Below are 24,045 nucleotides of genomic sequence, written 5' to 3'. Positions count from 1 at the left end.
CCATGCTGGCTTGAAGGATGAGGGAACGCGAGCAGTAACAACGGCATGGAAAGGACTCCTGTTCGATAGGCAAGTCCATGGTTGCAAGCCGGCGCGGATCAGTCTGGAAGTTTTGAGCAACGCTTGCGGTAATCCGCAGGTGTCAGTTGATAGGCTCGGCGGAACCAGCGGCCCAAATGGCTTTGATCGGCAAATCCAAGGCTACTGGCCACCTGGGCAGGCAACTCGCCACGGGCTAACAGTTGCCGGGCCCTGGCCAAGCGCAGCTGGATCAAATAGGCATGCGGCGCCAGGCCGAAGGCAGCCTTGAAGGCCCGCGTCAGACGGAAGCGATCCACCGCGCAAGCCTGCGCCAGATCATCGAGCCCGATGTCTTCGCAGATATTGGCATGCAGATAGTCACGGGCAACCTGGGCGACCAATGGCAAACGCGGATCTCGAGATTGGCGCTTTCGCCAATCAAGGTGGCCAGTAAGGGCATCCAGCAAGGCATCGATACTACTCTGGCGCACTATGCGTAAATCCCCGGTATGCAGCGCATCGAAAGCCCGGTTGATTGCAGTCGAGAGCCTTGGGTCCTGGCTCAGGATGGAGGCAAACCCCAATTGGCTGTCCGCGGGTGCCTGCTCGAACAGCGCGTGCAGTTCCCGCTCCAGCCAATGCGGCTCGAGGTAGAGCATGGAATAGGTAAACCCCTCCTCGGTCGGCGCATAGCCATCGTGGATTTCACCCGGTTCCAGCATGAATATCTTGCCAGGCGTGCTGAGATGACGAACCCGCCGGCAATTGAACTGCTGCACCCCCTGGCCCGTCACGCCGACCAGGAAGCTGTCATGCCAGTGCGGATCGTAGGCATGGCCCTGAAAATGAGCACGAATCGACTCGATCCCGGTATCGGCATCCTGGGACAGCTCGATCCAGTTGCGTTTATCCACCAAAGACTCCAGTGCCGGTCGTTGAGCATTAATCTGTGCGAAAGCCTAAATTACCTTGCCAGGGAAAACCCTGTTTAGAATATTTGTGCAGTTGGAAAGTCTGGAACAAGCTATGCGGCAGCGCCAGGCACAGGCGCCGCTGCATATTCATGCGCGCCGTGGCAGGCGCCAGCAGACCCAGGCAGTCACCACCAGTGGCACTCCCAGGCTAAGCCAGGAAAACAGATCGTACCCTTCATCACCGATCAATGCCGAGACCAGACCGAACAGGCTCAGTACAGCAAGCAGCAACGGCCAACGGAAGATCATCCACAATCCACGCCTCATGCCCTGCCCTCCGCGACCAATCCACCGGCATCCAACTCAGCCAAGCGTTTTTCCAGCGATGACTTGCGTCGGCCCAGCCAGAGATAGAGGCCACTGCCGAGAATCACAATGGAAATCACATCCAGCAATGCCCAGATAATCTTCAGCGGCATACCGCCGTAGTCACCGAAATGCAGCGGCTGCGAGAGCAACAGGGTTTTTACGTACCACGGCATTTCGCGCATGTCGGTCAACTCGCCGGTCTGGGCATCCACCAATGCGGGTTTGAGCAGGCGCTCGGTCACCGGCGTGGCGCCACGCATGAATACCGCGTAATGATGCTGGCTACTGAACTGGGTCCCGGGGAAAGCCACGATGCTGACCTCCATGTCCGGTGCAGCCTTGCGCGCGGTATCCAGCGCCGCTTGCAGCGAGCCCGGCGACTTGAGCGGCGGCTGGTCCTTGTAGGGTGCAGTCATTTCAGCCAGTTGCCCGGCCTGCCACAAGCCCAGAATAGGAATCGACAAGGTGTTGATCACTCCGGTCAAGCCGACCACCAGCACCCAGGCCAGCGTGACTATGCCCAGCACATTGTGCAGGTCGAGCCACTTCAGCCGGTTACTGCGCTGGGTACGCACAGTGGCAAAGTCCAGTTTACGCATAAAGGGTGTGTAGACCACCGCCCCCGACACCAACGAAGCCACCAGGAGCAAACCCATGAACCCGAGGAACAGGTAGCCCGGCAAGCCCATGAACATGTCGGTGTGCAACTTGAGCATGATGTACATGAAGCCACCGGGCGGTGGCAGCGGATCAAAGAACTCGCCGGTACGCGCATCAAACGGCTGGATATGGCCATTATCTGGCGGTGGTATCAACGTCTGCGCGGTCTGCACAGCACCTATGGGCTCATCCTTTTCGAAGAATACGAAGCGCGCGACCTCGCCGGGCCGAGCTGCCAGGGCACGGGCCATCACGTCGTCATAATTGATAGCCGGTGTTTGCGCGGTGATTGGCTTGAGCTCTGGATGCGGCTCGAAGTAGTGCTCGATTTCCTCGTGGAAGATCAATGGCAATCCAGTCAGGCACAGCATCAACAGAAAGATCGTCGAGATCAGACTGGTCCACTTGTGCACCAGATACCAATTACGCAAGGTTCGGGGGGTCATGTTTTTCTTCTCGTCAGTCACGGCTTTCGGTGGTTCAGCAAAGGGCTCGCGCAAAATCAGCAACACTCTCCGCACACCCGGGCTGCTCGCTGCCGCCAATGATTGCGCCGCTACAAAGAGCGGCGCAGGCTGACCAGTGATGACATCAAGCACCTGTGCCGGCTGACAACACCGAAACAATGATGCACATGAGAAGTATTCGCATAGTACCTATTCCCCACAGCTCTTCACAAGCGCAGGTTGGTTGCCGGGAAAACCGATTGCTCGCCTCCATGCAGCGCCAACCAAGCTCAGTCGACGCGGTTCACTGCTGCGGCAAGGCTGTGGCAGGCTTTGTAAGATCGTATGGGACCACTTTCATGAAAGCCTTGCAGCCGCTCAAGATGGCAGCTTACGCATAGCCTGTGGAAATCACGCTCGATATTGAGCGCAAGCGCTGGCGTCTCTTTGTGGCACAGCACGCAGGTGCGGTTGCCGGTCGCCGAGGCGGCTGAAGACTTATCAGCGAAGTCATGATGGCAAACAACACGGTTAACCGAGCCATGGTTACTGTGTTCGAAGTTTATCGGCAGCACGGGATGCTTGAGCGCCAGCTGATCGTGCCCGGCGCGAATTGCAAAACCAAACGCAAATAACAACAGCGCCAGCAGTAACAGCCCCGGACGCCAACTCATAACGGCAAATCCACACTGCCGAGCAGTGAATAAATACCTGCCAGTAACAGGCCTGAACACAAGACGCCAATACTCAGGTAACTCGCCAGCCGTGCCGTCTTGCGCCGTCTGCCGCCCGCCCCCAGGTTGGGCCTGGCAGGTTGGAACATACGCGCTGACAAGGCCAGGACAGTGAGCGCGACCCAGAAAACCGTTTTACTGATGGCACCGGTGTAATAACCAATGCCAATCATATGCACGGCGGTAAGCAACAGGATGACGACACTGGCAGCGTAGTGCCAGCGCCTGAAATGCCGATGCGTCGACCACAGGCGACGGCGCACGGACGCCAGGCTGAGCGGCACAAGCAACAACAGAATCAGGGTTGCGGCATTGCCCGCCACCATGGGCCAAGGCGCACCGAGCGATAACTGGTCGGCAACCAGGGGCTCATCGACCAGCATCACCGCAACATGCACGACCAGCATTGCCAAGGCAACCAAGCCCAAATCCCGGTGCAGCACCATGAAAAATTTACCATCGTGGCGAGGCTGGGCCAGGGGCCGACCGGTGTAGGCAAACAATAAAAGAAACAGCACCCCGGCAATAAAACCGCTGGCATTGGAGAAATCCCAGGCGAGATTGACACCGGGCATTGCGCCCAACAGAAATATTGCGCCAAACGGGACGATCAGACACAGCGCAATGCGCAAGGTCAGTACAAACATAGGGCAGTACCCAAAGACTATTACCTGACCAAGCGCTTAACGATAGGCACGGCAGGTCAGCGCTCGCAAAAGGCAAGCCTCAACCTACCCCATCCGGCCTGGATCAGGTCTTGGCCTGCCTGCCAACTCTATTGCTGTGCTTGCCATTGCCCATCACACAAGCCCGCGGATGGGCAATACTGGGTCAGGCCGACAGCTGCGCACGAGGACGCTGGCTTGGCTTCTCGGCCTGCGGCGCATGGGCATGCTGCAACTGAAAGTCGAATTCGATTTCAGCGAAACCAGGCTCGACCTGCAGGCGCTTTGCCATTTCCAGGTCATTGTTGAAACGCACTTCGGCGACCAGGCCGTCGCGGGTCGCAAAGGCAAAGTCATCCCACAGGTATTTATCGCCTGCCAGGTTGATCTGGGTGGTCAAATGCCGATAGCCGGGCGCGCTGATAAAGAAGTGGATATGCGCCGGTCGATTACCATGGCGACCCAACTGGTCGAGCACTTCCTGGGTCGTCCCCGTTGGCGGGCAGCCATAACCGCTCGGTACGATACTGCGCGCACGGTAGCGGCCTTCGCTGTCGGTAACAATGCGCCGCCGCAGGTTGAACGCCGACTGACTGCTGTCGAAATAAGAATAGGTGCCCATGGTGTTTGCATGCCACAGATCGACGATTGCACCTGCTACGGGCTGGCCTTGAGCGTCAAGTACGCGCCCCTGCAAGAACATTGCAGCGCCCGGGTCACTGCCATCATCCATTCGCGCCTCGCCATGACTCAGCGGCGCACCGGCTACATACAAGGGGCCTTCAATGGTCCGAGGCGTACCGCCGGTTAGGCCGGCCTGTTGGTCACGGGCGTCTTGCAGCAAGTCGAGGAAATGCTCAAGCCCCAAACCTGCAATCAACAACCCCGCTTCCTGGTTGCTGCCCATGCGATTGAGGTAGTCGACAGCCTTCCAGAACTCGTCATCGGTGATATTGAGGTCTTCAATGACCTTGGCGCTGTCCTGCAGGATACGCAGGATAATGGACTTGAGACGCGAACTGCCGACATCGTTGCCAAAGCCACTGGCCTGCTTGAAGAACGCCTGAAGCTCGGCAGTTTGGGAAATGCTTGTGTTCATGCTCAGCTACCTCTACTTATTATTGTTACAGGAAGGTCTATCAACGGTCGTCGTCATGGATCGATGAAGGATGACGGCACAGGCCGTTCACCTCGATATCCATGTAGGGAAACAGAGGCAATTGCATCAGCGTGTCATGCAGGGCCTCGATACTCGGCAGATCAAATACGCTGTAGTTGGCATAGTGACCGGCGATACGCCATAAATGCCGCCAAACACCACTGTGTTGCAGGCGCTGGGCCAGGGCCTTTTCATCTGCCTTGAGCTGGCTGGCTTGTTCCGGGTCCATGTCCCGGGGCAGCTTCACGGTCATTTTTACGTGGAACAACATAGGCATATCTCCTTCGATCAATGGCGACTGAAGAACGCCAGGCGATCTTCATCAAGGGTTAATCCAAGGCCTGGACTGCGCGGTACGTGCAGCGCGAAATCACGGTATTGCGGCGCCTCGGTGACGATTTCCTCGGTGAGCAGTAACGGGCCAAACAGTTCGGTGTGCCAGGTCAACTCTTTCAAAGTGACGAAGGCATGTGCCGAGGCCAGCGTGCCAATGGCGCCTTCAAGCATGGTGCCGCCATACAGCGAGATACCTGCGGCCTGAGCAATCTGAGCGGTGCGCAATACCGCACGAGGGCCACCGTTCTTGGCAATTTTCAAGGCAAAAACGCTGGCGGCACCGTCAGCGGCAAGGCTGAAGGCATCCTCGACACTTTCAATTGATTCATCGGCCATGATCGCCGCCGGGCTGCGTTGGTTGAGGCGGATCTGACCACTGCGATTGATCCGTGAAATAGGCTGCTCGATCAGGTCGACGCCGTTTTCTCCCAGTACCTGGCATGCATGCAGCGCAACAGATTCGGGCCAGTATTGGTTAACATCGACGCGCACGCTGGCGCGCTCGCCCAAAGCCTTTTTGATAGCAACCACATGGGCCAGGTCCTGCGCCACGGGGTTGGCCCCGATCTTCAGCTTGAACAACCGATGGCGACGCTGGTCGAGCATTTGCTCGGCTTCGGCGATATCCCGCGCCGTATCGCCGCTGGCCAGCGTCCATGCAACCTCGAGGCTGTCGCGCACCCGACCACCGAGCAGCTCGCTGACAGGAAGGCCAAGACGCTTGCCTTGGGCGTCGAGCAACGCTGACTCGATACCGGACTTGGCAAAGGTATTGCCAGTGATGTGCTTGTCCAGGCGCAACATGGCCGCATTGATATTGCCTGCGTCCTGTCCCAGCAGTAACGCGCTGAAATGCGCATCGATGTTGCACTTGATGCTTTCCGGGCTTTCATTGCCATAGGCAAGGCCACCAATGGTGGTGGATTCGCCGATCCCTTCGATACCGTCGCTGCAGCGAATGCGGATGATCACCAGCGTTTGCTTGCGCATGGTATGCATGGCCAGTTGATGCGGGCGAATGGTTGGCAGATCGACGATAGTGGCGCTGACACGCTCGATTACAGGCTGATTCATGGGCAATCCCTAAACAAGATTTAACCGGCGCACGCCGCGGCAGCGTTACGTTCAACGCGGTGGAACAGACGGTTGAAATAGACCAGGCTGGCGCCTTCATCGCGGGTCGAGACTTTATCCAGCTCGACAAACAGCACCGAATGCGAGCCCACCGATTTACAGTCGCTGATGCGCCCTTCCAGGCTGACCAGCGCACTGCGCAATACCGGCAGGTCGTGGTGCCCGGCATTCCAGATATCCCAGCTGAAACGCTCCTCCATCGACACCTGGGTCATGCCGGCAAAGTGCTTGGCAAGGTCTTCCTGGTCACTGCACAGAACGTTGATGCACAGCTTGCCGTTGCCCTGGAATACGTCATGCATGGCGCTATTGCGATTAATGCAGACCAATACGGTGGGAGGTGAATCGGTGACCGAGCACACCGCGCTGGCCGTTATCCCGCAGCGGCCAGCAGGCCCGTTACTGGTGATGATGTTGACTGCCGCCGGCAGTTGCGCCATGGCATTGCGAAAGTCGATCTGGGTCTGCTCGAGAGTGCTCATGCTGTCGCCCTTTTATTAGAGTGGGCTGCCCGCCTGTATCGCCAGCGCTAACGCCGGCTCACCAGGAGCAACAGCCGGTGACTTGATGAACACAGATTAGGGGGCGGCAAACGCCGGGTATATCCAGACGGTCCCCATCCCGTGGAGGGCTTTCCGCTAGTCGACTACGTAGTTTCTTTATCGTCACGGCGGCCAGCAGTGAGTAAGCTGCAGGGAACGCCGCATGCACATGATGCTCAACAATCAAGACCTGATAGACGGCCGCCGTACGAGAACAACAATATGCAAGCCTTGCAAACAGACAAAACCAAACCCATTGTGTACATCGTTGACGATGACCAGGCCCTGCGTACGTCGCTGGCCTGGTTGCTGGAGTCGGTGAGCATCGCCTCGCAATGCTATGCCGGGGCCGACGAGTTCCTGCGGCACTACGATGCCTCGTTACCCGCCTGCCTGGTACTGGATGTACGAATGCCCGAGACGAGTGGCTTCCAGCTGCAAGAAATGCTCAACGCGCGCAACATTCAGATGCCGACTATTTTTGTCTCCGCCCATGGCGACATTCCAATGACGGTCAAGGCCATGCAGAACGGAGCCATCGATTTTGTCGAGAAGCCCTACAACCCGCAGCAGATGCTCGACCGCATCCAGAATGCCCTGAAATCGGCAGTGCACAGCCACGCTCAGCAACAGCAACGCCAGCAGCTCAAAGACAAACTGGCACTATTGACTGACCGCGAACGGGAAGTGCTGATGATGGTGATCGACGGCAAGGCCAGCAAAGTGATCGCCCGCGAACTTAATATCAGCGTCAAGACGGTGGATGTTCACCGCACCAAGATCAAGGACAAGATGGAAGTCGGCAGCATTGCGATGCTGGTCAGAGAAGTATTGAGCCTCAATAGCGAGCAGGTGCTGGCCGACTGACGTGCAGGGCGGGATGAGCATGCGCCCACCCCGCCCGAGTCACTGACGCCAGAACGACCGAAGTCTAGAGATCAAGTACCAGCCGCGAACTTTTGGCCCGCGAGACGCAGGCGCAAATCTGCTTGTTGGAAGCCTTCTCCTTGCTCGACAAGCAATTGTCCCTGTGCTCGGGCTCTCCTTCCAGTACGTCGATAATGCAGGTACCGCAGATCCCCTCGCGGCATTCGGTGTCGATATCACATCCGTGAGCCTGCAACACATCAACCAGTGAGCTGTCCTGCGGCACCTGCAACACCACGCCGGAGCTTGCAAGTTCGACCTCGAAGCCCCCAGTGGCAGCGCCAAGCACCGCCGGATCAGCCTGGAAGTGCTCGAGATGAATGGCCTCCTCACTGCGCGTGCGCAAGGCAACCTCGACCACTTTGCTCATAAAGGGTGCCGGGCCGCAGGTGTACACATGGGCCTGGTCATCTGCCTGTTGCAGGCAGGCGCTGAGCGAAGCTTCCAGGGCTTGCGGCTCCACACCAAAATGAAACTCGACATGATCGGCAAAGGGTGGTTTCTGCAACAAGCTGGCAAATGCCGCGAACTCCGGGCCACGGGCAAAGTAATGCAGGCGGTAGGGCTGGCCAGTGGCTTGCAGTCGATAAGCCATGCTCAGCATGGGCGTAACGCCGATACCAGCCGCTACCAATACATGCGAAGGGGCACCAGCGTCGAGCCTGAACAAACAACGTGGCATCCCGATTTCCAGCTCGGCGCCCTCTTCCACCAAATCATGCAGTGCCTGAGAACCGCCGCGCGATTGCACCTCGCGCTTGACCGCAACCAGGTAGGCCGAACCGTCATCGGGAGGGCTGCACAGCGAGTATTGGCGGGTCACGCCAGTGGGCCCGGTAATGTCGACATGCGCACCCGGCTCGTAGGCGTCAAAGGGTTGCCCGTCGACTCGCACCAGCCGCAATGAGCGTATATCCCGTGCTTCCTCGGCAATTTTTTCTATTCTGACTTTCATCATCGCATCACCCACCGAAAAACTGCGCGCAGGGCGCGACCCGCCCTGCGCAAGTGGCGACTGTCCAGGCGCCCTAGCGCATGAACAAGCCGCCGTTGATGTCCCAACAAGCCCCGGTCACCGAGCTGGCATTGTCCGCCGCCAGAAGCAACACGGTATCGGCGATATAATCGGCCGAACCCAGGGCGCCCACGGGGATCATCTGCTTCATTTGCTCGATGCGTTCCGGCGCCACGATTTCATACACCACCGGCAAGTCCAGCGGCCCCGGGGAGATGCTGTTAACCGTCACGCCCTTGCTTGCCAACTCGCGGGCAAACACCTTGGTCAGCGTCGCCACACCGCCCTTGGCCGCGGCGTAGTGAGCCCCGGTGGCGGCTCCGCCGTTTTGTCCGGCTAGGGAGGCAATGTTGATGATGCGACCGAACCCCCGATCGGCAAAATGCTGGCCAAAGACCTGGCAACCGACAAAGGTGCCGCGCAGATTGATGGCCATCGACTCATCAAATTCCTGCACGGTAATATCCATCAGCGCGGCAACCTTGGACTTGCCAGCATTGTTGACCAACACATCGGTACCACCCCAGCGTTCGGCCAGTAAAACGCAGGCTTTCTGAAAGTCGCCTTTCTGGCGCACATCCAACTGCACGGCAAGCGCACGCTCACCGGATGGATCAAGCTGGTCAGCCAGGGCCTGTACCGCTTCGAGCTGCACATCTGCCAATGCCACCCGATACCCTGCCCCATGCATACGCTGGGCGATGCTTGCTCCCAAGCCGCGAGCCGCACCGGTAATCAACGCTACTCGGTTCATTCGATTGTCCTCAGAGCAAAAAGCCCAGTGCACTCAAGCTGTCAGTGGAATTGATCAGGCGTACCACTTTCTGCTCAAGCCTGGGCCCGCCCTGGCCGAAGCGGATACGGTGGGTCAGTTCGGCCGCCATTGGTGTATGCACGCCGCGCTTGTAGGCAAAGAGCAACTGCGCCGAGGTCACCTCAACCACATCACCACTGCTCTCGAGCAGGTTGAAACGCGACACCGTGCGCAAGGTGCGGGCCGCGTCTACCGCCGAAGGCGAATGCCCAGCGCTCAGGCGCTCTATACGCAAGGCCCGCATGCGCGCATCGTCGTATACGTAATTGAGGCTGCTGGCAAAGTCGCGGGTGTCCGGGTCGATCGGAATGACATAAACCCCGTCCTCGCTCCACAGTTGGGCCCAGGCGGCATAGTCTTTATTGTCGAGCAGCGCAGCTTCGTGCCAGATAAATTCAATGGCCTTGGCCAGCGGCGCGTTCAGAGCTGCAAGGGTGTTGTGTTCAGTCATTGCTCATCATCCTTTTCCACATGGCATAGGCTTCGCGCATACCGGTCTCATCGGTGGCATGCGAAACCTTGTCGCCGTTGTCTGCCAGTACTTCGCGATTAAGGCCACGGTTGACCAGAATCGGCACCTGAGGGCCAGCTTCAGCGCCCCGCTGGACGCGCTCCCAGGCTTCGGCATCATCGGGGCTGCCGAAACCGAATGGCCCCTGGAAGTGTTCGTGAATACGCAGGCGCTCACGGTTGGCAATTTCCGGGCCGCCGTCCATGCCCAGTGCCACGTGACGAATTTCGGTTTGCTTGACCGACAGCGGGTTGAGCACCCGAAAGAACGACATCGACATGGCCACGTTGGGGAACAGGTTCAGGTTGAAACCTGCGCCGTGCAGCGATCGCACGATGCGGCGCACCTGGGCTGGCTCCATGGTTTTCGACAGCTCCTCGGTAACGTGGGCAAAACGTTCCTGCAATTGCTCGCTGCCGTCATCAAACTCCAGGTCGACATGCTCAGGCACCATCACCATTACACTGTGGCCATTGCCCAGCGCGTGGGTCACGGCCTGCGGGTCGGTCATGAACGAGAGCATTTCCGAGGTTTCTTCATCCACCGACGACATGAACGATTTATGCACGATCGGGAAGTGATAGCCGTCGGTGGTGTTTTCCAGCTGGATTTTCCAGTTACCGTTGAAGGTGAACTTGTGCTCGCCTTGGGTCTTGATCGGATAACCAGCGCCCTGCTTCATAAACAGGTCCATCCAGTGCTTGGCGCCACCGAGGAAGTCCGTCAGTGGCTCGACCTCATCATTGAAGCTCGCAAAAATCATTCCGGCGTAGCTGTCGACACGCAAGCTGTTGAGCGGCAATTCGCTCTTGTCGAGAATGTCTTCATAACCATCCGGATAAGGCAGTGCGCGCAGCTTGCCATCCAGTGCGTACGACCAACTGTGGTAAGGGCATGTGAAACCTGTGGCATTGCCTTTGTGCTTTTCACAGACGGTTGCGCCACGGTGTCGGCAGCGGTTTTCCAGGACATTGATGGCGCCCTTCTTGTCGCGCACCACAATGACCGGGCGACGGCCGATGGTGGTCGTACGGAAATCACCGGGATTACGCACTTCGCTTTCATGGCCGACCCAAACCCAGGTGCGGTAAAAAATCTTCTCCAGCTCCTGCTCATACAATTGCGGGTCGTGATACAGCGAAACATCAACGCGATCATCCTGTACCAGCTGGTCCAGGCTTGGGCTCTTGGCAATCAGCCCGAGTTCGTGGCTACTCATGGGGTTGTCCTCATACAAGGTTTTTATTGTCAGGCTGGGTATTCAAGGCGCGCTCAAGCTGCGCACCAAAGGCGCAGACCTGGGCGTCGGCACCTTTGCGACCGACGATCTGCAGGCCAACGCTAAGGCTGCCATCGGCCAGTTTCACCGGAACCGATAGCGCCGGATGGCCGCTCAAGTTGAATGGCCTGGCCAGTGCAGTCATGCTGGCCACCGTCTCGCTGCTGCCCGCCTCGCTCAGCAATGGCGGCAGGCATGGCATGCTTGGCAGCACCAGCACATCTGCCGAGTGCAAGGCCGAATCGATGGCCCGGCTGAATTTTTCACGCACAGCTTCGGCCTCAGCGACCTCGGCCTCAGTGGTCTTGCTGGCATTGAGCAGGCGCGCTTCAACATCGGCGCCAAGCAGGCCGTTACCCGTCAAGTGACCGAAAGCGGCCCAGGTTTCCTGATTGATGACCGCAAGACCGGCCTTGAACGCATCGTTGAAATGCTCGACCGCCAAGGTCCTGCGCTGCCAGCCAACGGTGTCCAGCGCAGCTTCGAGCGTGGTTTTGATCAGCGCATCGCAAGCGACATCAAGCCACCCCACACGTATGCCCTGGGTGGTCACTTGCTCGGCAACAAAACCGGGACAAATGACCTCCATGGTGGCGATGATATTCGCCATGTTGGCGGCAAACGGCCCCACGCAATCGAGTGTGGTCAGTGCCGGATAGACCCCTTCACGGCTGACCCTGGCAAATGTCGGCTTGAGGCCAAAGACTCCGCAACAAGCTGCCGGCACGCGTACCGAGCCGCCGGTATCCGTGCCCAGGGCAACATCGACCAAGCCAGCGCCAACAGCTGCTGCAGAGCCACTGGACGAGCCACCAGGCACTCTCGAAGGCGCCTGCGGGTTAAGCGCTGTGCCTGTCCAGCTATTGATTCCGGTTACGCCAAAAGCCAGCTCGTGCATATTGGTTTTACCGACGATATGCCAGCCGGCTGCCAGGATTGCCTCAACCACCGCTGCATGCCTGGTCGCCGGCGTGACATTTTCCAGCGCGCGGCTACCGGCCCGGGTAGGTTGACCTGCGATATCGATGGAATCCTTGATCGCAACCCGCAGCCCGCCTTGGCCAACCTTTATGGTATTGACGAATGCATTCATCGGCGGCTCTCCCCAAGAGGCGAATGGAACAGTCGACAGGTTCGGAAATGCGCGATCTGCCATTGCCCCTCGACGCGGCTGAACTCGATATTCAAACGTGCGCTTATCAGTTCACTGCCGCCCTCGGCGTAACTTGAAATCTGCTGCATGATCCATTGCCCGGTTGCGCTAGCGGCCTGCTCATCAACCTGCAACAACTCGCTGGTGAGCAAATGCAGGTTGAGTGAAAAGTGCTGCGCCGGCGGCAGGTAGCTGGCCACAAATTCGGCCACGGCCTGCCGTCCTTGCCGACGACCAAAGGTCTGCTCGGCATCAGTGCCAACGCCTTCCCAAATCGCATCCGGGGTGAAAAGTGCTGCCAGGTCAGCCACCTGGGTTGGAGCATGGGGCACGTCGCACAAATCCATATAGCGCGCCAACAGGCTGCGAATATCATTGTGTGCCTCAAGTACGGCCACGCGCTGTTGCAGAGCCTGGATTGCACTGTCCATCGCCTAGCGCGCCGCTTCAGGAATGGTTAGCGGGCGACCGATACGCGCTTCGACCTTGGCGTACTTCCACAGGCTGTATTCACCAACCGGCGTAGTGCGGAACAGGTTGCAGGCATCAATCACGCTCTGGTGGCAATCAACGTCGGCCATGATGTAAACGGTCCAGGGCGAGGTGGTTGAAGGACCTACCATCAAGCGGTCATCATCCAGCGCGCCAAGCACATTGATGCCAGGCATCGCGCCCAGAGACCCCATCATCGCGCTGAAACCTTTCCACACCTCAAGCCCCTGGCCGGTTGGCAGATCAAAGAAATTCTGGGTGATGCCAATGCAAAACATAACGCGCAGTGGCTCTTGCGTGGTCTGAGTCATGATCAATCCTTAGCTGGTTAGGGGTTATGCGAGCGTCGTGGCACTCACAGGAATCCTGGAAACGGATCGACACCGAGCATCACCGAGCCGGCGCCGTCGTAGATGCCTTCTCCGAGAAAGGCGTGCTGGGTCACGACCATCGAGTCGCGCAAATAGCGTTGCAACGGGTGACGCGAATAGATCGCCACGATGCCGGCCAGGGTATAGGCACGCTGCACCACGTTCGCAGCGACACGTGCCATCTGCGCAGCTGACAGGCGCAGCAATGAAACCTGCTCGTTGGTCACCGGATTGGCGGCAAGGATCGAATCCCACACCTGGGTGGTGGACTCATAGAAAAAACCACGCGCCGAACGCAGGTCTGCTTCAATCTTGGCGGTCTCGACCCGGAAATAAGCGCGATCCGCCAGCTTGGGCGCACCAGTGGCACCGGTGCGGCCCGAGGCCATGTCCTTGAGTTCATCCAGCGCGGCGCGGGCCAGGCCGAGGTTGACTACTGCCAGTACCTGCGCGGCATAGGCAATGGTCGGATAGCGATACAGCGGCTCGTCGATATTCGGCTTGCCGCCGCGGATAAAAGTCCACTCATCGCTGACGACCTCGCCGTTGATTCGCAGATCATGGCTGCCCGTGCCCTTGAGCCCGACCACGTCCCAGTTCTCGACGATTTCGACTTGAGCCGCCGGAAACAAAGCCGTGCGGGGTTTGCCGCCCTGCCCCCCACCTATGCCTACGCCCAGCACGTCTGCACCTTTGCAGCCGCTGGCGAACTTCCAGTTGCCACTGACTTTCCAGCCGCCCTCGACTGCCTCGGCTGGCTGGATCGGAAACAGCCCCCCGGCAAAAACCAGATCGGGGCCATTGGCATAGAGCTTGGCCTGAGTCTCAAACGGCAATGCCGCCAGGTAAGTGCTGGCACTGCCAAAACTTGCGACCCAGCCAGCGGAGCCATCGGCCTGCGCGATCAGCTCGATCATCCGCAAGAACTCAGCCGGGGCAAGGGCATCGCCACCAAAACACTTCGGCGTGGCCGCGCGGTAGATACCAACATCCTTGAAACGCTCGATCATGTCGACTGGCACATGGCCCAGTGCATCAAACTCCTCGCGGCGCTGGCGTACCTCTTCAAGCACAGCCTGGAAGGCGGGTGAATCGATCCCCCTGCTGACCTCGGTCAGAACAGTGCTCTGCTCGGCAACTGCTGAGTGCGACATGGCGTCTTCTCCATTTGTTGTTGTAGTGCTCGCGACACACGAGGGTGCGCTCGAGCCAGGAATGGAGCCAGTCTATGAACCCAGGTCACGGGTGCTCAATTGGGGCGTGCAGCCGTAAATTAGTGGCTACACCGGGCCTCGATAAAGAAATCCCCTAGCGCGCAATGGGTTACTTCTAGGCGCGCCCAGGCTAGGCTGGAGGTATAACGCCTAGCACCTACATCGTTGAAGAGAACCGCCATGTTTACCCCAGGATCAGCAGATTTCCAGAAGTTGCTTGAGACGATGCCGATGTGCACCATCCTGCATGACGCCAAGACCAAGGAAATCCTCTGGGCCAATACTGCCGCGCTGACTGTGCTGGGTTTCACCCTTGAAGAACTGGTCCCGCTAAAGGCTCCAGACATGAGTGGCAGTCGCTACCGTCGCGCCGATGGCCTGCGCTGGCTCGAGGGCGCGGTCAACAGCGGCCAACAGGTTACCGAATGGGGATATCGCTCCAAACAGGGCGTGGAAATCCTCTGCGAGGCCGTGGCAACCCTGGTGCATCTCAACCAGCGTGATGTGCTGATGGTGCAGTTCCGTGACATTTCCAAGGAAGAGCAGGTCAAACGCGACCTGCGGCGCTTTGAAAGCCGGCTCAATACCTTTATGCAGGACCTGGCCGAAGGCGTTGCGGTGCTCGACACAGGCGGCAACATCCGGTTTATCAGCGAGTCGGGCCAACGCTTGCTTGGCGACGAGCGCACCATGCAGGTCGGTGACTGCTTCATTGATGCCTGCGATGAAGCCTCCCGTTCCAGGCTCCTGGAAAACCTCGGCGACATACAACAGAGCCGCCAGCCCTATAGCGTTAAATATCGCATCCGGCACGCTGACCAGAGCTGGCACTGGCATCACGCAACGTGCCGGTTGATCGATATTGAAGACGACCTGAGTGGTCACCTGCTGTTGTTCCGCGACGTAACCGAGCAAGTCAACATCGAGGAGGCCAGGCGCCTGAGCGAGCGCAAGCTGGAGTACCTCGCGCGCCATAACGCAATGGGTGAGATGGCACTGGCAATCGCCCACGAACTGAGTCAACCGCTGGCGGCCACGCGTAATTTTATTGAAGGCACGCTGATCCGATTAAACCAGCAGGACCCCATCCAGCAGAGCGCGGCATGGGGGCTGGACAATGCCGTGCGGCAAATCGAGCACGCCTCGGTCATTATCAAAAGCGTGCGTGAATACGTGGTTAAACTCGACCAGGCCGAGCAAGTCGCGGATCTCAACGAGATTCTTGCCGAAAGCCAGTACTTCATAAGCCTCAGGGCCCAGCCCAGTGCTATCGACATAGAGTTCGCACCTTGCCAGCAGCCGTTGCTGATCAGTTGCGAGCGTGTATTGATCGGCCAGGTAATCCTTAACCTGGCGTTCAACGCGATAGAGGAGCTCGCCGGACTGCCACAAGGCCAGCGCAAGTTGCGCCTCTACACCTACAGCTACGAAGACAAGGTCATGCTCTGCGTTGAAGATCATGGACGCGGCATCGATGCCGGCCAACAAGAGAAACTCTTCGATGAGTTCTTCTCGACCAAGGTCAGCGGAAACGGGATTGGGCTGGCATTGTGTAAAAGCATTATTGCCCGCCATCGCGGCGACATCTGGGCCCAGAACATCAGCCCCAGCGGCGCGATGTTCTGTTTCACCCTGCCCCGCATCTCAGTAGACGCCTAGCCCGCTCAGGCATTTGCGCCGACAGCCGTTCGCAAGATCAACGACCCGCCCTGGCTGCCAGAAGCTGCAGTTTGGCAGGCACAAACACAACGATGGCAGAGCCACACAAAAGGGCTCCGTTTGCTTGGACTTAGTATCGGCAAGGTCTATGCGAGCCAACTCGCCAATACTAATAACAACGGAAGCCATCCATGAAACAGTCGAATGCATTTCGCTTGGGTCTGATCGCCTCGCTCATAGCCTTCGCCAGCCAGGCCGGAGCCTACGAGCTTTACGCAGATGAAGACACACATCTCAACGCCAACCTGGAAGCCATGCTGGGCGCCTTCCATAGCCAGGAGAACTACGCGCTCTCGGGCCGGCTGCAGAAAGGCTCCTCCTCGTGGCAGGAAGGCTACATCAAGTACGGATTGAGTTTTGATCAGGGCCTTGCAACTGCTGGCACCCTGTATGGCGCGGCATCCCTGCTCAGCTCCGCCACCTGGGGCGACGGCGATGCTGCCGGTTTCAGCGACGGCTCCGAGCGCACAACAAAGTTCGAAGATGCCTACCTGGGATGGAAGTCCGCCAATCTCTTTCCCGTGCTGGGCGAGGACGGCGTGGACATCTCCTTTGGCCGGCAGAACCTGGTGGTCGGTGACGGTTTCCTGATCAATGGCGACGCCCTCAACCTGGGCAACGGCCTGGCTGATGGCAGCTTTAATCGCGGTGGTGCCTATTATCTGGCGGCGCGCAAAGCATTCGATGAAACCGCCGTGCTGCGCCTCGGTGGACAGCAAGGCTGGCGCAGCGACCTGATGTGGCTCAAGTCAGACAACCCGGGCCAGGCCAAGGCCGAAATGTACGTCGGCACACTTGAGCACGTTGCCGAGGCTGGCACCCTGGGCCTGACCTATATCGACGGCAAGGATGTGGATGAGGACTACGCCTCCCCGGTCCAGCTTGAACGCGATGGCATGCACACCTACAGCCTTCGTGGCCAAGGTAACGCCGGCGTCGAAAACCTGTTCCTGTCGGGTGAATACGCCAAGCAGGACAAACCGCACAGTGACAACGAAGATGCCTGGTACCTGGAGGCTGGCTGGACATTTGCCGACCTGCCGGCCAGCCCTTACCTGAGTTATCGCTACAGCCGATTCTCCGAGAACTTCGACCCATTGTTCTACGGGCTGGGTCGTGGTTTCGGGACCTGGTTCCAGGGAGAGGTTGCCGGCAACTATGCGGGGCCGTTCAACAGCAACTCGCGCATCCAGAATGTCAGCATGAAGATCACCCCCCTGGAGAACTTGAGCCTTGGCGCGCTCTGGTTCAACTTTGACACCATTGATCGCAACCTTGGCAACACCGATGGCAATGAGTTCGACCTCTATGCCGAATGGGCGGTTACCGACAACCTGGTGGTCATGCCTCTGGTTGGCCTGTACCAGCCGGACAAGAGTGCGGAACAAGGTGGAACGCAACTGGGTAGCAATGACAGCAACCTGTATAGCCAGTTGATGGTATTCACCACCTTCTGATGCATCCTGCGCGTTCTACTATGTCATTAAATGATTGCAGCTATAAGCGCGACGACGTGATCTGGCACAGCCACACAACAGCTTGGCAGCCACAACAATGTCTTTATCCATTTGGCAAGGCACACTCTGAATCCATGCGTGCCTTAATAATCCGCGATCCAGCAGACAATAATACAAAGGGAGTTCCCCTATGCGAATAACCAGGATCCTTGCACAGTCAACCCTGGCGCTCGGTGTAGCGCTTGCGGGCATCAACAGTGCATTGGCCGAGCTACCTGCAGATCCAGGCGTTGGCTCAACGGTATTGGACTTCCCACCCAGCCCACATCGCGCCTACATGGTCGATGTTGAGTTCGACAACTTCGTCACCGGTCGGGTAATGGTGATCGACCCCGATCAGAAAAAAATGCTTGGCATGGTCAGCACCGGCTTTGCAGCGCCTTCTACCCTGAGCAACGACCAGAAGTACCTGTACAGCGCAGACCTGTACTACTCACGTGGAGTCCGGGGAACACGAACCGACGTACTGACGGCATGGAACACCTCGACCCTGGCACCCGACTGGGAAGTGGTTATTCCATCGAAACGGTCCGAGGCTTTGACCCAGCGCTACAGCATCGCACCAAGCGCCGATGACCGCTTCGTCTACGTTTACAACTTCACGCCTTCGACTTCGGTGACTGTAGTCAATACCCAAAGCAAGTCCGTGGCCGGAGAGATTTCGATACCGGGCTGCGTGTTGAACTACCCGGTTGGCAAGCGCGGCTTTGCCTCGTTGTGCGGCGATGGCAGCATACAGGTCGTCACCCTCGATGATGACGGCAAAGAAGCCAAGCGCACCCGCACCCCATTCTTCAACCCCAATGAAGTCAAGCTGGTCGAACGGGCAATCAACCTCGGCGAGACTTATTACTTCGTCACCACGCTGGGTACTGTTTATCCGGTCGACTTCTCCAGCGGCGAACCCAAGGTTCTCGAACATTGGTCACTGGTCAATGACGAAGAAAAGAAGGCAGGCTGGGCACCAGGTGGCTGGCAGATGATGGCCATCGCACCGAAACTCAACCGCCTGTATGTGCTGATGCATGATGCGCACGAGCCGCTCAAGTGGGAAGATCCAAGCCCGCTGGTATGGGTCTATGATCTCAAAACCAGGAAAAAAATCGGCACCATGGAATCTCCAAACCTGATTTGGAGCATGAAGGCAACCACCGATGACAAGCCTTTGCTCCTGGGTGCGAATATTGATGGCGGTTTGGATATCTTCGACCTCACCACCGGGAAATACAGCAGCACCATGGATAAGCTTGCCAAGACAACCACCCAAGTCTTGAGCCACTAAGAGGCACGACCATGCAACCCGATCCAATTTTTGTCATTGCTTGCGCGCTCACCATCGCGGTGATTCTCGCCAGTGCAGCGACTCATAAATTGCGAGCGCCCAGTACATTCGCCAATCAGGTCGAGGATTACCAGTTGCTGCCCAAAGTGCTGGTAAGCCCCCTTTCGCGCCTGATCCCGGTGCTTGAGCTGGTCATCGCCCTAGGCTTGTTGATCCCGGCCAGCCGTGCCCTTGCTGCACCTGCTGCGGCGGCATTGCTGATGGGGTATGCCGCAGCCATTGCAATCAACTTGTGGCGTGGCCGCAGTGACATTGACTGCGGCTGTTCCGGCCCCGATCAAGCCCAACCGCTGCGCCCGATTCTACTGGCCCGCAATGCTGTATTGGCCCTGTTGGCGATTATTGCCAGCCTTAGCGCGCACTCGCGAGACCTGGGGGCATTTGATGCCTTTGTCGTCATCGCCGCAGCCGCTGTTGCCCTGCTTATCTACTCTGCTGCCGAAGGCCTGCTGGCCAACGGACCTCGTCTCGCTAAACTTATTGGAAGGTGAATTATGGAAGGCCTGATAGTATCCAACATTCTGCTCTGGGCACTACTGATCGCCCTGGCTTTTGCAATCATGGGCCTGGTTCGCCAAATTGGCGTACTGCACTCGCGCCTGGCGCCCGCTGGCGCACTGATGGTCGACAAAGGCGTCTCGGTCAATGAACCCGCGCCACAGGTAACAGCCGCCGACCGCAAGGGTCGCCCGGTGAACTTCGGCTACGCTGGCGAGAAAGGTCAACTGCTGTTCTTCCTCTCCCCGACCTGCCCTATCTGCAAATCATTGTTGCCGGCAATCAAGTCAATCGCCAAAGACCAGGCTGATCGTCTCGATGTGGTGTTTATCAGCGATGGCGACATGGATGCCCAGCAAAAACTGATCAGCGAGCACAAGCTTGAAGATGCCACCTACGTCGTCGGGCCAGAAGTGGGCATGACCTACCAGATAGGCAAGCTCCCATACGCGGCGCTGATCGACAAGGCAGGCATCCTGCGCTCCAAAGGCCTGGTCAATTCCCGTGAGCATCTCGACAGCCTGTTCGAGGCCGAGCATCTGGGCAGCGCCACCTTGCAGCAATACCTGCATGGCCAGAACCAGCCCCAACCTCACACTCACGCTCACTGATAAGGAAAGGAGATCCCCATGAAACTACTCGACCTCCTGTTCGAACGCTCCTCCCGACACGTAGCGGACACCACCTCGCGGCGTAAACTGCTCGCGCGCATGGGCAACCTGCTGGTGGCTGGCGCCGCCCTGCCACTGCTGTTGCCTATTGACCGGACTGGCAAGGCCTTGGCTGCCGAAGCACCGAAAGCCGGTGACCCGGGTGATCCCAATAGCTGCGACTACTGGCGCTATTGCTCCGTAGATGGCTTCCTCTGCAGTTGCTGCGGCGGCAGCGTGACAAGCTGCCCTCCAGGCACAGAAGCATCGCAGGTAAGCTGGATAGGTACATGCCGCAACCCGGCGGATGGCAAGGACTACATCATCTCCTACAACGATTGCTGCGGTAAGCACAGCTGCAACCAGTGCGCCTGCACCCGCAACGACAGTGAAGAGCCTGCCTATCGTCCGTTTAACAACAACGACGTCAACTGGTGCCTGGCTTCTAAGTCACACATCTATCACTGCACGGTCTCGGTAATCCGTGGTGTTGCGGTCTAGGTCGGCCATGCGTCGCCTGCTGGTTGCCGGCTTGGCCTGCGCCCTGGTTGTTCCGACAGCCATGGCGCGCACCATACCGAGCCCCAACCAACGTCCAGCGCCCGGCAATGAGGAGCCACAAACCCCCATTGCCGAAGCAGGCTACAGCAATCACGTCAACTACGAGCTGCAGTGTGCTGGCTGCCACCTGGGCGACGGCATGGGCTCAAAGGCCAACGATGTGCCCAGGATGAAAGACTTCGTCGGCAATTTTCTCAAGGTCGAAGGGGGCCGCGAATTTCTGATTCGCGTTCCGGGCATGTCCATGTCAGCGCTCAACGATGCACAACTTGCGAGCCTGGTTAACTGGTTGATGCGTCCAGACGGCATGGCAGGCGCAAGCGTACCGGAGCACTTCAAGCCCTTTACCCGCGAAGAAGTAGCTGCAGTGCGCCACAAAGCCATGCTCAACCTGCCCGGCACACGGGCGAAACTGATTGCACAAATGCGCACTCAAGGCATCGAGATAAACGACGGCATGGACGACTGAGCACGCACCCAACTGCTTCTTTTCAGCCCTGCAAGGTACCTCTTTGCAGGGCTTTTTTTGTTGGGCGCCAAGCTGACCATTCGGGTTCGACTTCCATGGAACAGGGCCTGTACCGCCGAGGGTTCTGCCTACCGCTTGGCAAAGGTTTGATCGCACCTATAAAGCACTTTATCCAGCACCTTGACCTGCTCGTCCAGATCGACTAAATGTGCGCCGCGCATGCGTCCATCACCGCGATGCACGCTGGCAGGTTGGCGAAGAAGCGCATCATTTGCTGTAGTGAGAACATCTTGCAAAACAGCTCCCGGCAGGGCTTGTCCTGGCCGTGCAGATGAAACCTGTGTTTGCCGAGGTCCATACCGGCCAGTGCCAAATCGCTCATGATGATGGCATCTGGAATGAAAACACCCTGCGAAAGCATAGCCCTCGCAGGGTGTCTGGGTGACCATCTCATTAACCGCCAAACACCAATGGGTTTGGCAGTTAATAGCAGCGGCTTAGTGGGCGATACAGACTGACTTGAGTTCCGTGTAGGACTCGATCACGGCACGACCAAACTCACGACCCATACCCGATTGCTTGACGCCACCGAATGGCATGTTCGGATCAAGCAGCACATGGGCGTTGACCCAGACAGTACCGGCATGAATCTTCGGCACAAGGTTCATCGCCTTGGTAAGGTCATTGGTCCAGAGGCTGGCTGCAAGCCCGTATTCGCTGTCGTTGGCCATGCCAATGGCTTCTTCCTCGGTATCAAAAGGAATGACCGATAGAACCGGTCCGAACACTTCTGCCTTGGACACCGCCATGGCCTGGGTCACATCAGCCAGGACTGTCGGACGCACGAAGAAACCTGCTCCTTCAACAGGAGTCCCGCCTGTTACAACTCGAGCGCCATCAACGCGAGCCTGCTCGATATGTTTTAGTACGCTTTGCTGTTGCTTGTGCGACACCAGAGGATTGATTGCTGCATTCTGATCAAGACCTGCGCCAATCGGCATGCCTGAAACTGCTGCCGCCAGGCCTTGGACAAACTCGTCGTAACGCGAGCGGTGCACATAGAAGCGCGAAGCCGCCGCACACACCTGGCCATTATTGAGCAAGCCACCAAGCAAGGCGCCCTCAATGGCTTTGCCAATATCAGCATCCTGCAGGATAACCATCGGATTCTTGCCGCCCAGCTCAAGCGCAAAGCGGGTCATGTTTTGCACCGCGGCCACACCAACGCTCTTGCCCACCGCAGTGGAACCGGTGAACGAAACCTTGTCGATACCAGTGTGCGCGGCCAATGCAGCACCAATATTGCCGCCACCGGTTACCAGGTTGAACACACCAGCAGGAATACCCGCCTCATAAGCCAACTCAACCAAACGCAGTGCAGTGAGCGGGGTTTCTGTCGAAGGTTTGATCACCACGGTGCAACCGCATGCCAGGGCTGGCATCAACTTCCATGAGGCAATCATCAGGGGGAAGTTCCAGGGCACTATGCCAGCGACCACGCCCACCGGCTCACGACGCGCAAATGCAGTGAACTTGGCGCCTTCGGGAATGGGAATGGAGACGTCAAGCGTCTGACCTTCGATCTTGGTCGCCCAGCCCGACATGTAGCGCATGAACTCAACTGTCGCGTTGACGTCGAGCATGCGCGCCATATTGATCGATTTGCCCTGGCTGATGGTTTCCAGTTGCGCCAACTCCTCTGCGTGCTGCTCAACCATGGCGGTGAAGTTGAGCAAGATACGCTCGCGGTCCGCAGGACGCAGGCCAGACCAGACGCCTGCTTCGTGCGCCTTGCGCGCGGCAGCAACTGCTTGATCCAGTACATCCTGGTTTGCATCGGCAACAGTGGCGATAGTTTCGCCGGTTGCTGGATTCAGGACGGCAGACGTTGCGCCATCTGGCACTACCCACTGACCGTTGATGAAACAACCGTGCTGGCGTGCGAGAAAGGCTTTTACTTGCGGCAGTAATTCAACATGACTCATGTTACGACCTCATTATTCTTGACGGATGGGATAAATGGCGCGCGACTCAATCACCACGCCAGCCCGTAATGCGAGTTGAAGCTGGATAACGGAAAAGTGACCATCACTTCTGCAGGCTCAGGTAGCAGGCAACAGCGGCCCGCCCCTCGGCACTGTCCATGCCCATGTAAGGCATGTAGGTACCCGGCACATCGGCCTGCGGCTGGGCGATGAACGCCTGGATACTGTCGTTATTCCAGGGCCGCGCCCGGTCTTTCATGGCCTTCGAATAACTGAAGCCCTGCAGGGTGCCGGAGGTTCGCCCCACAACACCAAACAGGTTTGGCCCCATCATGCCTTCCACGCCTTTTTTCGCGGAGTGGCATACAGAGCAATCGGTATCAAACAAGGTGTTGCCCTGCTGTGCCTGTTCGGCGGAGCAATTATTCGCGGCATGCGCGCCCTGCATTGCCAGCAGAAACACAAGCCCCGCCAAATGCAGGCTCAATCCAGTTTTTTGCATAACCCCAACACCTCGAAACAGAGCGCTGGCGCCATTGGCCAGCGTG

27 protein-coding genes and 1 pseudogene are annotated in these 24,045 nt (G+C 58.1%); 8 read left to right on the top strand and 20 right to left on the bottom strand.

The features are described from left to right. Positions 1-98: 98 nt before the first annotated feature. The 9 genes from CHB79_RS16595 to hpaC form a co-directional block, all read right to left on the bottom strand. A complete protein-coding gene (locus CHB79_RS16595) occupies positions 99-935 on the bottom strand; it encodes an AraC family transcriptional regulator (RefSeq protein WP_089360707.1) in 837 nt (278 codons plus the stop codon). Positions 936-1,082: 147 nt separating this feature from the next. Then, positions 1,083-1,262, bottom strand: a complete 180-nt coding sequence (locus CHB79_RS16590; RefSeq protein ID WP_029529619.1) for a hypothetical protein — start codon at positions 1,260-1,262, stop codon at positions 1,083-1,085. Next, a complete protein-coding gene (locus CHB79_RS16585) occupies positions 1,259-2,410 on the bottom strand; it encodes a PepSY-associated TM helix domain-containing protein (protein WP_089360815.1) in 1,152 nt (383 codons plus the stop codon). Before CHB79_RS16585 ends, CHB79_RS16590 begins: the two co-directional genes overlap by 4 nt. Before the next feature lie 290 nt (positions 2,411-2,700). Next, positions 2,701-3,084, bottom strand: a complete 384-nt coding sequence (locus CHB79_RS16580) for a cytochrome c3 family protein (protein ID WP_141133432.1) — start codon at positions 3,082-3,084, stop codon at positions 2,701-2,703. Then, the gene (locus CHB79_RS16575) at positions 3,081-3,791 is read right to left on the bottom strand and encodes a ferric reductase-like transmembrane domain-containing protein (protein WP_089360706.1); all 711 of its coding nucleotides are present in this window, start codon (positions 3,789-3,791) and stop codon (positions 3,081-3,083) included. The genes CHB79_RS16580 and CHB79_RS16575 overlap by 4 nt, the downstream gene beginning before the upstream one ends. A gap of 184 nt (positions 3,792-3,975) precedes the next feature. Beyond that, positions 3,976-4,908, bottom strand: coding sequence for a catechol 1,2-dioxygenase (catA, locus tag CHB79_RS16570; RefSeq protein ID WP_089360705.1), 933 nt, complete (start codon positions 4,906-4,908; stop codon positions 3,976-3,978). Between the two features lie 40 nt (positions 4,909-4,948). Continuing rightward, positions 4,949-5,239: a muconolactone Delta-isomerase gene (gene catC / locus CHB79_RS16565; RefSeq protein WP_010488993.1), complete on the bottom strand. Its 291-nt coding sequence runs from the start codon at positions 5,237-5,239 to the stop codon at positions 4,949-4,951. Positions 5,240-5,256: 17 nt separating this feature from the next. Next, positions 5,257-6,378: a muconate cycloisomerase family protein gene (locus CHB79_RS16560; protein ID WP_010488994.1), complete on the bottom strand. Its 1,122-nt coding sequence runs from the start codon at positions 6,376-6,378 to the stop codon at positions 5,257-5,259. A gap of 20 nt (positions 6,379-6,398) precedes the next feature. After that, positions 6,399-6,920: a 4-hydroxyphenylacetate 3-monooxygenase, reductase component gene (gene hpaC / locus CHB79_RS16555; protein WP_010488995.1), complete on the bottom strand. Its 522-nt coding sequence runs from the start codon at positions 6,918-6,920 to the stop codon at positions 6,399-6,401. A 282-nt stretch (positions 6,921-7,202) separates the two neighbouring features. Here hpaC and CHB79_RS16550 point away from each other — a divergent pair, with 282 nt between their 5' ends. Continuing rightward, positions 7,203-7,847 (top strand): response regulator transcription factor, encoded by a 645-nt coding sequence (locus CHB79_RS16550; protein WP_089360704.1) that lies wholly within the window; start codon positions 7,203-7,205, stop codon positions 7,845-7,847. A 64-nt stretch (positions 7,848-7,911) separates the two neighbouring features. Here the strand turns inward: CHB79_RS16550 and CHB79_RS16545 are convergent, their stop codons facing one another. The 8 genes from CHB79_RS16545 to CHB79_RS16510 all read right to left on the bottom strand — a co-directional run bounded on the left by CHB79_RS16545 (position 7,912) and on the right by CHB79_RS16510 (position 14,696). Next, positions 7,912-8,865 carry a PDR/VanB family oxidoreductase gene (locus CHB79_RS16545; RefSeq protein ID WP_089360813.1) on the bottom strand — a complete coding sequence of 318 codons (954 nt, stop codon included), beginning with the start codon at positions 8,863-8,865 and terminating at the stop codon, positions 7,912-7,914. A 70-nt stretch (positions 8,866-8,935) separates the two neighbouring features. Beyond that, positions 8,936-9,676: an SDR family NAD(P)-dependent oxidoreductase gene (locus CHB79_RS16540; RefSeq protein WP_089360703.1), complete on the bottom strand. Its 741-nt coding sequence runs from the start codon at positions 9,674-9,676 to the stop codon at positions 8,936-8,938. Positions 9,677-9,686: 10 nt separating this feature from the next. After that, positions 9,687-10,187: an aromatic-ring-hydroxylating dioxygenase subunit beta gene (locus CHB79_RS16535; RefSeq protein ID WP_010488999.1), complete on the bottom strand. Its 501-nt coding sequence runs from the start codon at positions 10,185-10,187 to the stop codon at positions 9,687-9,689. Beyond that, positions 10,180-11,466 (bottom strand): aromatic ring-hydroxylating oxygenase subunit alpha, encoded by a 1,287-nt coding sequence (locus CHB79_RS16530; RefSeq protein ID WP_010489000.1) that lies wholly within the window; start codon positions 11,464-11,466, stop codon positions 10,180-10,182. The genes CHB79_RS16535 and CHB79_RS16530 overlap by 8 nt, the downstream gene beginning before the upstream one ends. A 10-nt stretch (positions 11,467-11,476) precedes the next feature. Further along, positions 11,477-12,619 carry an amidase gene (locus tag CHB79_RS16525; RefSeq protein WP_089360702.1) on the bottom strand — a complete coding sequence of 381 codons (1,143 nt, stop codon included), beginning with the start codon at positions 12,617-12,619 and terminating at the stop codon, positions 11,477-11,479. Beyond that, positions 12,616-13,110, bottom strand: coding sequence for a nuclear transport factor 2 family protein (locus tag CHB79_RS16520; RefSeq protein ID WP_010489002.1), 495 nt, complete (start codon positions 13,108-13,110; stop codon positions 12,616-12,618). The genes CHB79_RS16525 and CHB79_RS16520 overlap by 4 nt, the downstream gene beginning before the upstream one ends. 3 nt (positions 13,111-13,113) lie before the next feature. Then, the gene (locus CHB79_RS16515) at positions 13,114-13,482 is read right to left on the bottom strand and encodes a hypothetical protein (protein ID WP_010489003.1); all 369 of its coding nucleotides are present in this window, start codon (positions 13,480-13,482) and stop codon (positions 13,114-13,116) included. A gap of 44 nt (positions 13,483-13,526) precedes the next feature. Continuing rightward, complete coding sequence (locus CHB79_RS16510; RefSeq protein ID WP_089360701.1) at positions 13,527-14,696, bottom strand: acyl-CoA dehydrogenase family protein; 1,170 nt, start codon at positions 14,694-14,696, stop codon at positions 13,527-13,529. A 240-nt stretch (positions 14,697-14,936) separates the two neighbouring features. On the opposite strand from CHB79_RS16510, the gene CHB79_RS16505 reads away from it, so the two are divergent. The 7 genes from CHB79_RS16505 (at position 14,937) to CHB79_RS16475 (ending at position 21,512) form a co-directional block, all read left to right on the top strand. After that, positions 14,937-16,415 carry an ATP-binding protein gene (locus CHB79_RS16505; protein WP_010489007.1) on the top strand — a complete coding sequence of 493 codons (1,479 nt, stop codon included), beginning with the start codon at positions 14,937-14,939 and terminating at the stop codon, positions 16,413-16,415. Between the two features lie 191 nt (positions 16,416-16,606). Then, positions 16,607-17,932: an alginate export family protein gene (locus CHB79_RS16500; RefSeq protein ID WP_089360700.1), complete on the top strand. Its 1,326-nt coding sequence runs from the start codon at positions 16,607-16,609 to the stop codon at positions 17,930-17,932. A gap of 190 nt (positions 17,933-18,122) precedes the next feature. Then, complete coding sequence (locus tag CHB79_RS16495) at positions 18,123-19,274, top strand: amine dehydrogenase large subunit (protein WP_010489011.1); 1,152 nt, start codon at positions 18,123-18,125, stop codon at positions 19,272-19,274. A gap of 11 nt (positions 19,275-19,285) precedes the next feature. After that, a complete protein-coding gene (locus CHB79_RS16490; protein WP_010489013.1) occupies positions 19,286-19,825 on the top strand; it encodes a MauE/DoxX family redox-associated membrane protein in 540 nt (179 codons plus the stop codon). Positions 19,826-19,828: 3 nt separating this feature from the next. Further along, on the top strand, positions 19,829-20,443 hold the full coding sequence (mauD, locus tag CHB79_RS16485; RefSeq protein ID WP_089360699.1) for a methylamine dehydrogenase accessory protein MauD: 615 nt from the start codon (positions 19,829-19,831) through the stop codon (positions 20,441-20,443). An 18-nt stretch (positions 20,444-20,461) separates the two neighbouring features. Further along, complete coding sequence (locus CHB79_RS16480; RefSeq protein WP_089360698.1) at positions 20,462-20,983, top strand: methylamine dehydrogenase light chain; 522 nt, start codon at positions 20,462-20,464, stop codon at positions 20,981-20,983. A 7-nt stretch (positions 20,984-20,990) separates the two neighbouring features. Beyond that, complete coding sequence (locus tag CHB79_RS16475) at positions 20,991-21,512, top strand: cytochrome c family protein (protein ID WP_089360697.1); 522 nt, start codon at positions 20,991-20,993, stop codon at positions 21,510-21,512. A gap of 214 nt (positions 21,513-21,726) precedes the next feature. On the opposite strand, the pseudogene CHB79_RS16470 reads toward CHB79_RS16475, so the two are convergent. From CHB79_RS16470 to CHB79_RS16460, 3 genes and pseudogenes are all read right to left on the bottom strand, one after another. Further along, a pseudogene (locus CHB79_RS16470) lies at positions 21,727-21,894 on the bottom strand (IS110 family transposase); the annotation flags it as partial. Positions 21,895-22,009: 115 nt separating this feature from the next. Beyond that, on the bottom strand, positions 22,010-23,497 hold the full coding sequence (locus CHB79_RS16465) for an aldehyde dehydrogenase family protein (protein WP_089360696.1): 1,488 nt from the start codon (positions 23,495-23,497) through the stop codon (positions 22,010-22,012). Between the two features lie 103 nt (positions 23,498-23,600). After that, a complete protein-coding gene (locus tag CHB79_RS16460) occupies positions 23,601-23,999 on the bottom strand; it encodes a c-type cytochrome (protein ID WP_036988315.1) in 399 nt (132 codons plus the stop codon). Positions 24,000-24,045 lie beyond the last annotated feature (46 nt).

The organism is Pseudomonas segetis, assembly GCF_900188155.1.
Lineage (GTDB): Bacteria > Pseudomonadota > Gammaproteobacteria > Pseudomonadales > Pseudomonadaceae > Aquipseudomonas > Aquipseudomonas segetis.
The sequence above is the reverse complement of the archived record's forward strand: the minus strand, read 5'-3'. Positions and strand labels throughout refer to the sequence as shown.

Coding starts and splice junctions, on each gene's coding strand:
- CHB79_RS16475 (WP_089360697.1), top strand. CDS start 20,991: ATGCGTCGCCTGCTGGTTGCCGGCTTGGCCTGCGCCCTGGTTGTTCCG.
- CHB79_RS16520 (WP_010489002.1), bottom strand. CDS start 13,110: ATGGACAGTGCAATCCAGGCTCTGCAACAGCGCGTGGCCGTACTTGAG.
- CHB79_RS16550 (WP_089360704.1), top strand. CDS start 7,203: ATGCAAGCCTTGCAAACAGACAAAACCAAACCCATTGTGTACATCGTT.
- CHB79_RS16545 (WP_089360813.1), bottom strand. CDS start 8,865: ATGATGAAAGTCAGAATAGAAAAAATTGCCGAGGAAGCACGGGATATA.
- CHB79_RS16510 (WP_089360701.1), bottom strand. CDS start 14,696: ATGTCGCACTCAGCAGTTGCCGAGCAGAGCACTGTTCTGACCGAGGTC.
- CHB79_RS16580 (WP_141133432.1), bottom strand. CDS start 3,084: ATGAGTTGGCGTCCGGGGCTGTTACTGCTGGCGCTGTTGTTATTTGCG.
- mauD (WP_089360699.1), top strand. CDS start 19,829: ATGGAAGGCCTGATAGTATCCAACATTCTGCTCTGGGCACTACTGATC.
- CHB79_RS16590 (WP_029529619.1), bottom strand. CDS start 1,262: ATGAGGCGTGGATTGTGGATGATCTTCCGTTGGCCGTTGCTGCTTGCT.
- catA (WP_089360705.1), bottom strand. CDS start 4,908: ATGAACACAAGCATTTCCCAAACTGCCGAGCTTCAGGCGTTCTTCAAG.
- CHB79_RS16540 (WP_089360703.1), bottom strand. CDS start 9,676: ATGAACCGAGTAGCGTTGATTACCGGTGCGGCTCGCGGCTTGGGAGCA.
- CHB79_RS16505 (WP_010489007.1), top strand. CDS start 14,937: ATGTTTACCCCAGGATCAGCAGATTTCCAGAAGTTGCTTGAGACGATG.
- CHB79_RS16575 (WP_089360706.1), bottom strand. CDS start 3,791: ATGTTTGTACTGACCTTGCGCATTGCGCTGTGTCTGATCGTCCCGTTT.
- CHB79_RS16585 (WP_089360815.1), bottom strand. CDS start 2,410: ATGACCCCCCGAACCTTGCGTAATTGGTATCTGGTGCACAAGTGGACC.
- CHB79_RS16460 (WP_036988315.1), bottom strand. CDS start 23,999: ATGCAAAAAACTGGATTGAGCCTGCATTTGGCGGGGCTTGTGTTTCTG.
- CHB79_RS16525 (WP_089360702.1), bottom strand. CDS start 12,619: ATGAATGCATTCGTCAATACCATAAAGGTTGGCCAAGGCGGGCTGCGG.
- CHB79_RS16465 (WP_089360696.1), bottom strand. CDS start 23,497: ATGAGTCATGTTGAATTACTGCCGCAAGTAAAAGCCTTTCTCGCACGC.
- CHB79_RS16535 (WP_010488999.1), bottom strand. CDS start 10,187: ATGACTGAACACAACACCCTTGCAGCTCTGAACGCGCCGCTGGCCAAG.
- catC (WP_010488993.1), bottom strand. CDS start 5,239: ATGTTGTTCCACGTAAAAATGACCGTGAAGCTGCCCCGGGACATGGAC.
- CHB79_RS16560 (WP_010488994.1), bottom strand. CDS start 6,378: ATGAATCAGCCTGTAATCGAGCGTGTCAGCGCCACTATCGTCGATCTG.
- hpaC (WP_010488995.1), bottom strand. CDS start 6,920: ATGAGCACTCTCGAGCAGACCCAGATCGACTTTCGCAATGCCATGGCG.
- CHB79_RS16500 (WP_089360700.1), top strand. CDS start 16,607: ATGAAACAGTCGAATGCATTTCGCTTGGGTCTGATCGCCTCGCTCATA.
- CHB79_RS16515 (WP_010489003.1), bottom strand. CDS start 13,482: ATGACTCAGACCACGCAAGAGCCACTGCGCGTTATGTTTTGCATTGGC.
- CHB79_RS16490 (WP_010489013.1), top strand. CDS start 19,286: ATGCAACCCGATCCAATTTTTGTCATTGCTTGCGCGCTCACCATCGCG.
- CHB79_RS16530 (WP_010489000.1), bottom strand. CDS start 11,466: ATGAGTAGCCACGAACTCGGGCTGATTGCCAAGAGCCCAAGCCTGGAC.
- CHB79_RS16480 (WP_089360698.1), top strand. CDS start 20,462: ATGAAACTACTCGACCTCCTGTTCGAACGCTCCTCCCGACACGTAGCG.
- CHB79_RS16495 (WP_010489011.1), top strand. CDS start 18,123: ATGCGAATAACCAGGATCCTTGCACAGTCAACCCTGGCGCTCGGTGTA.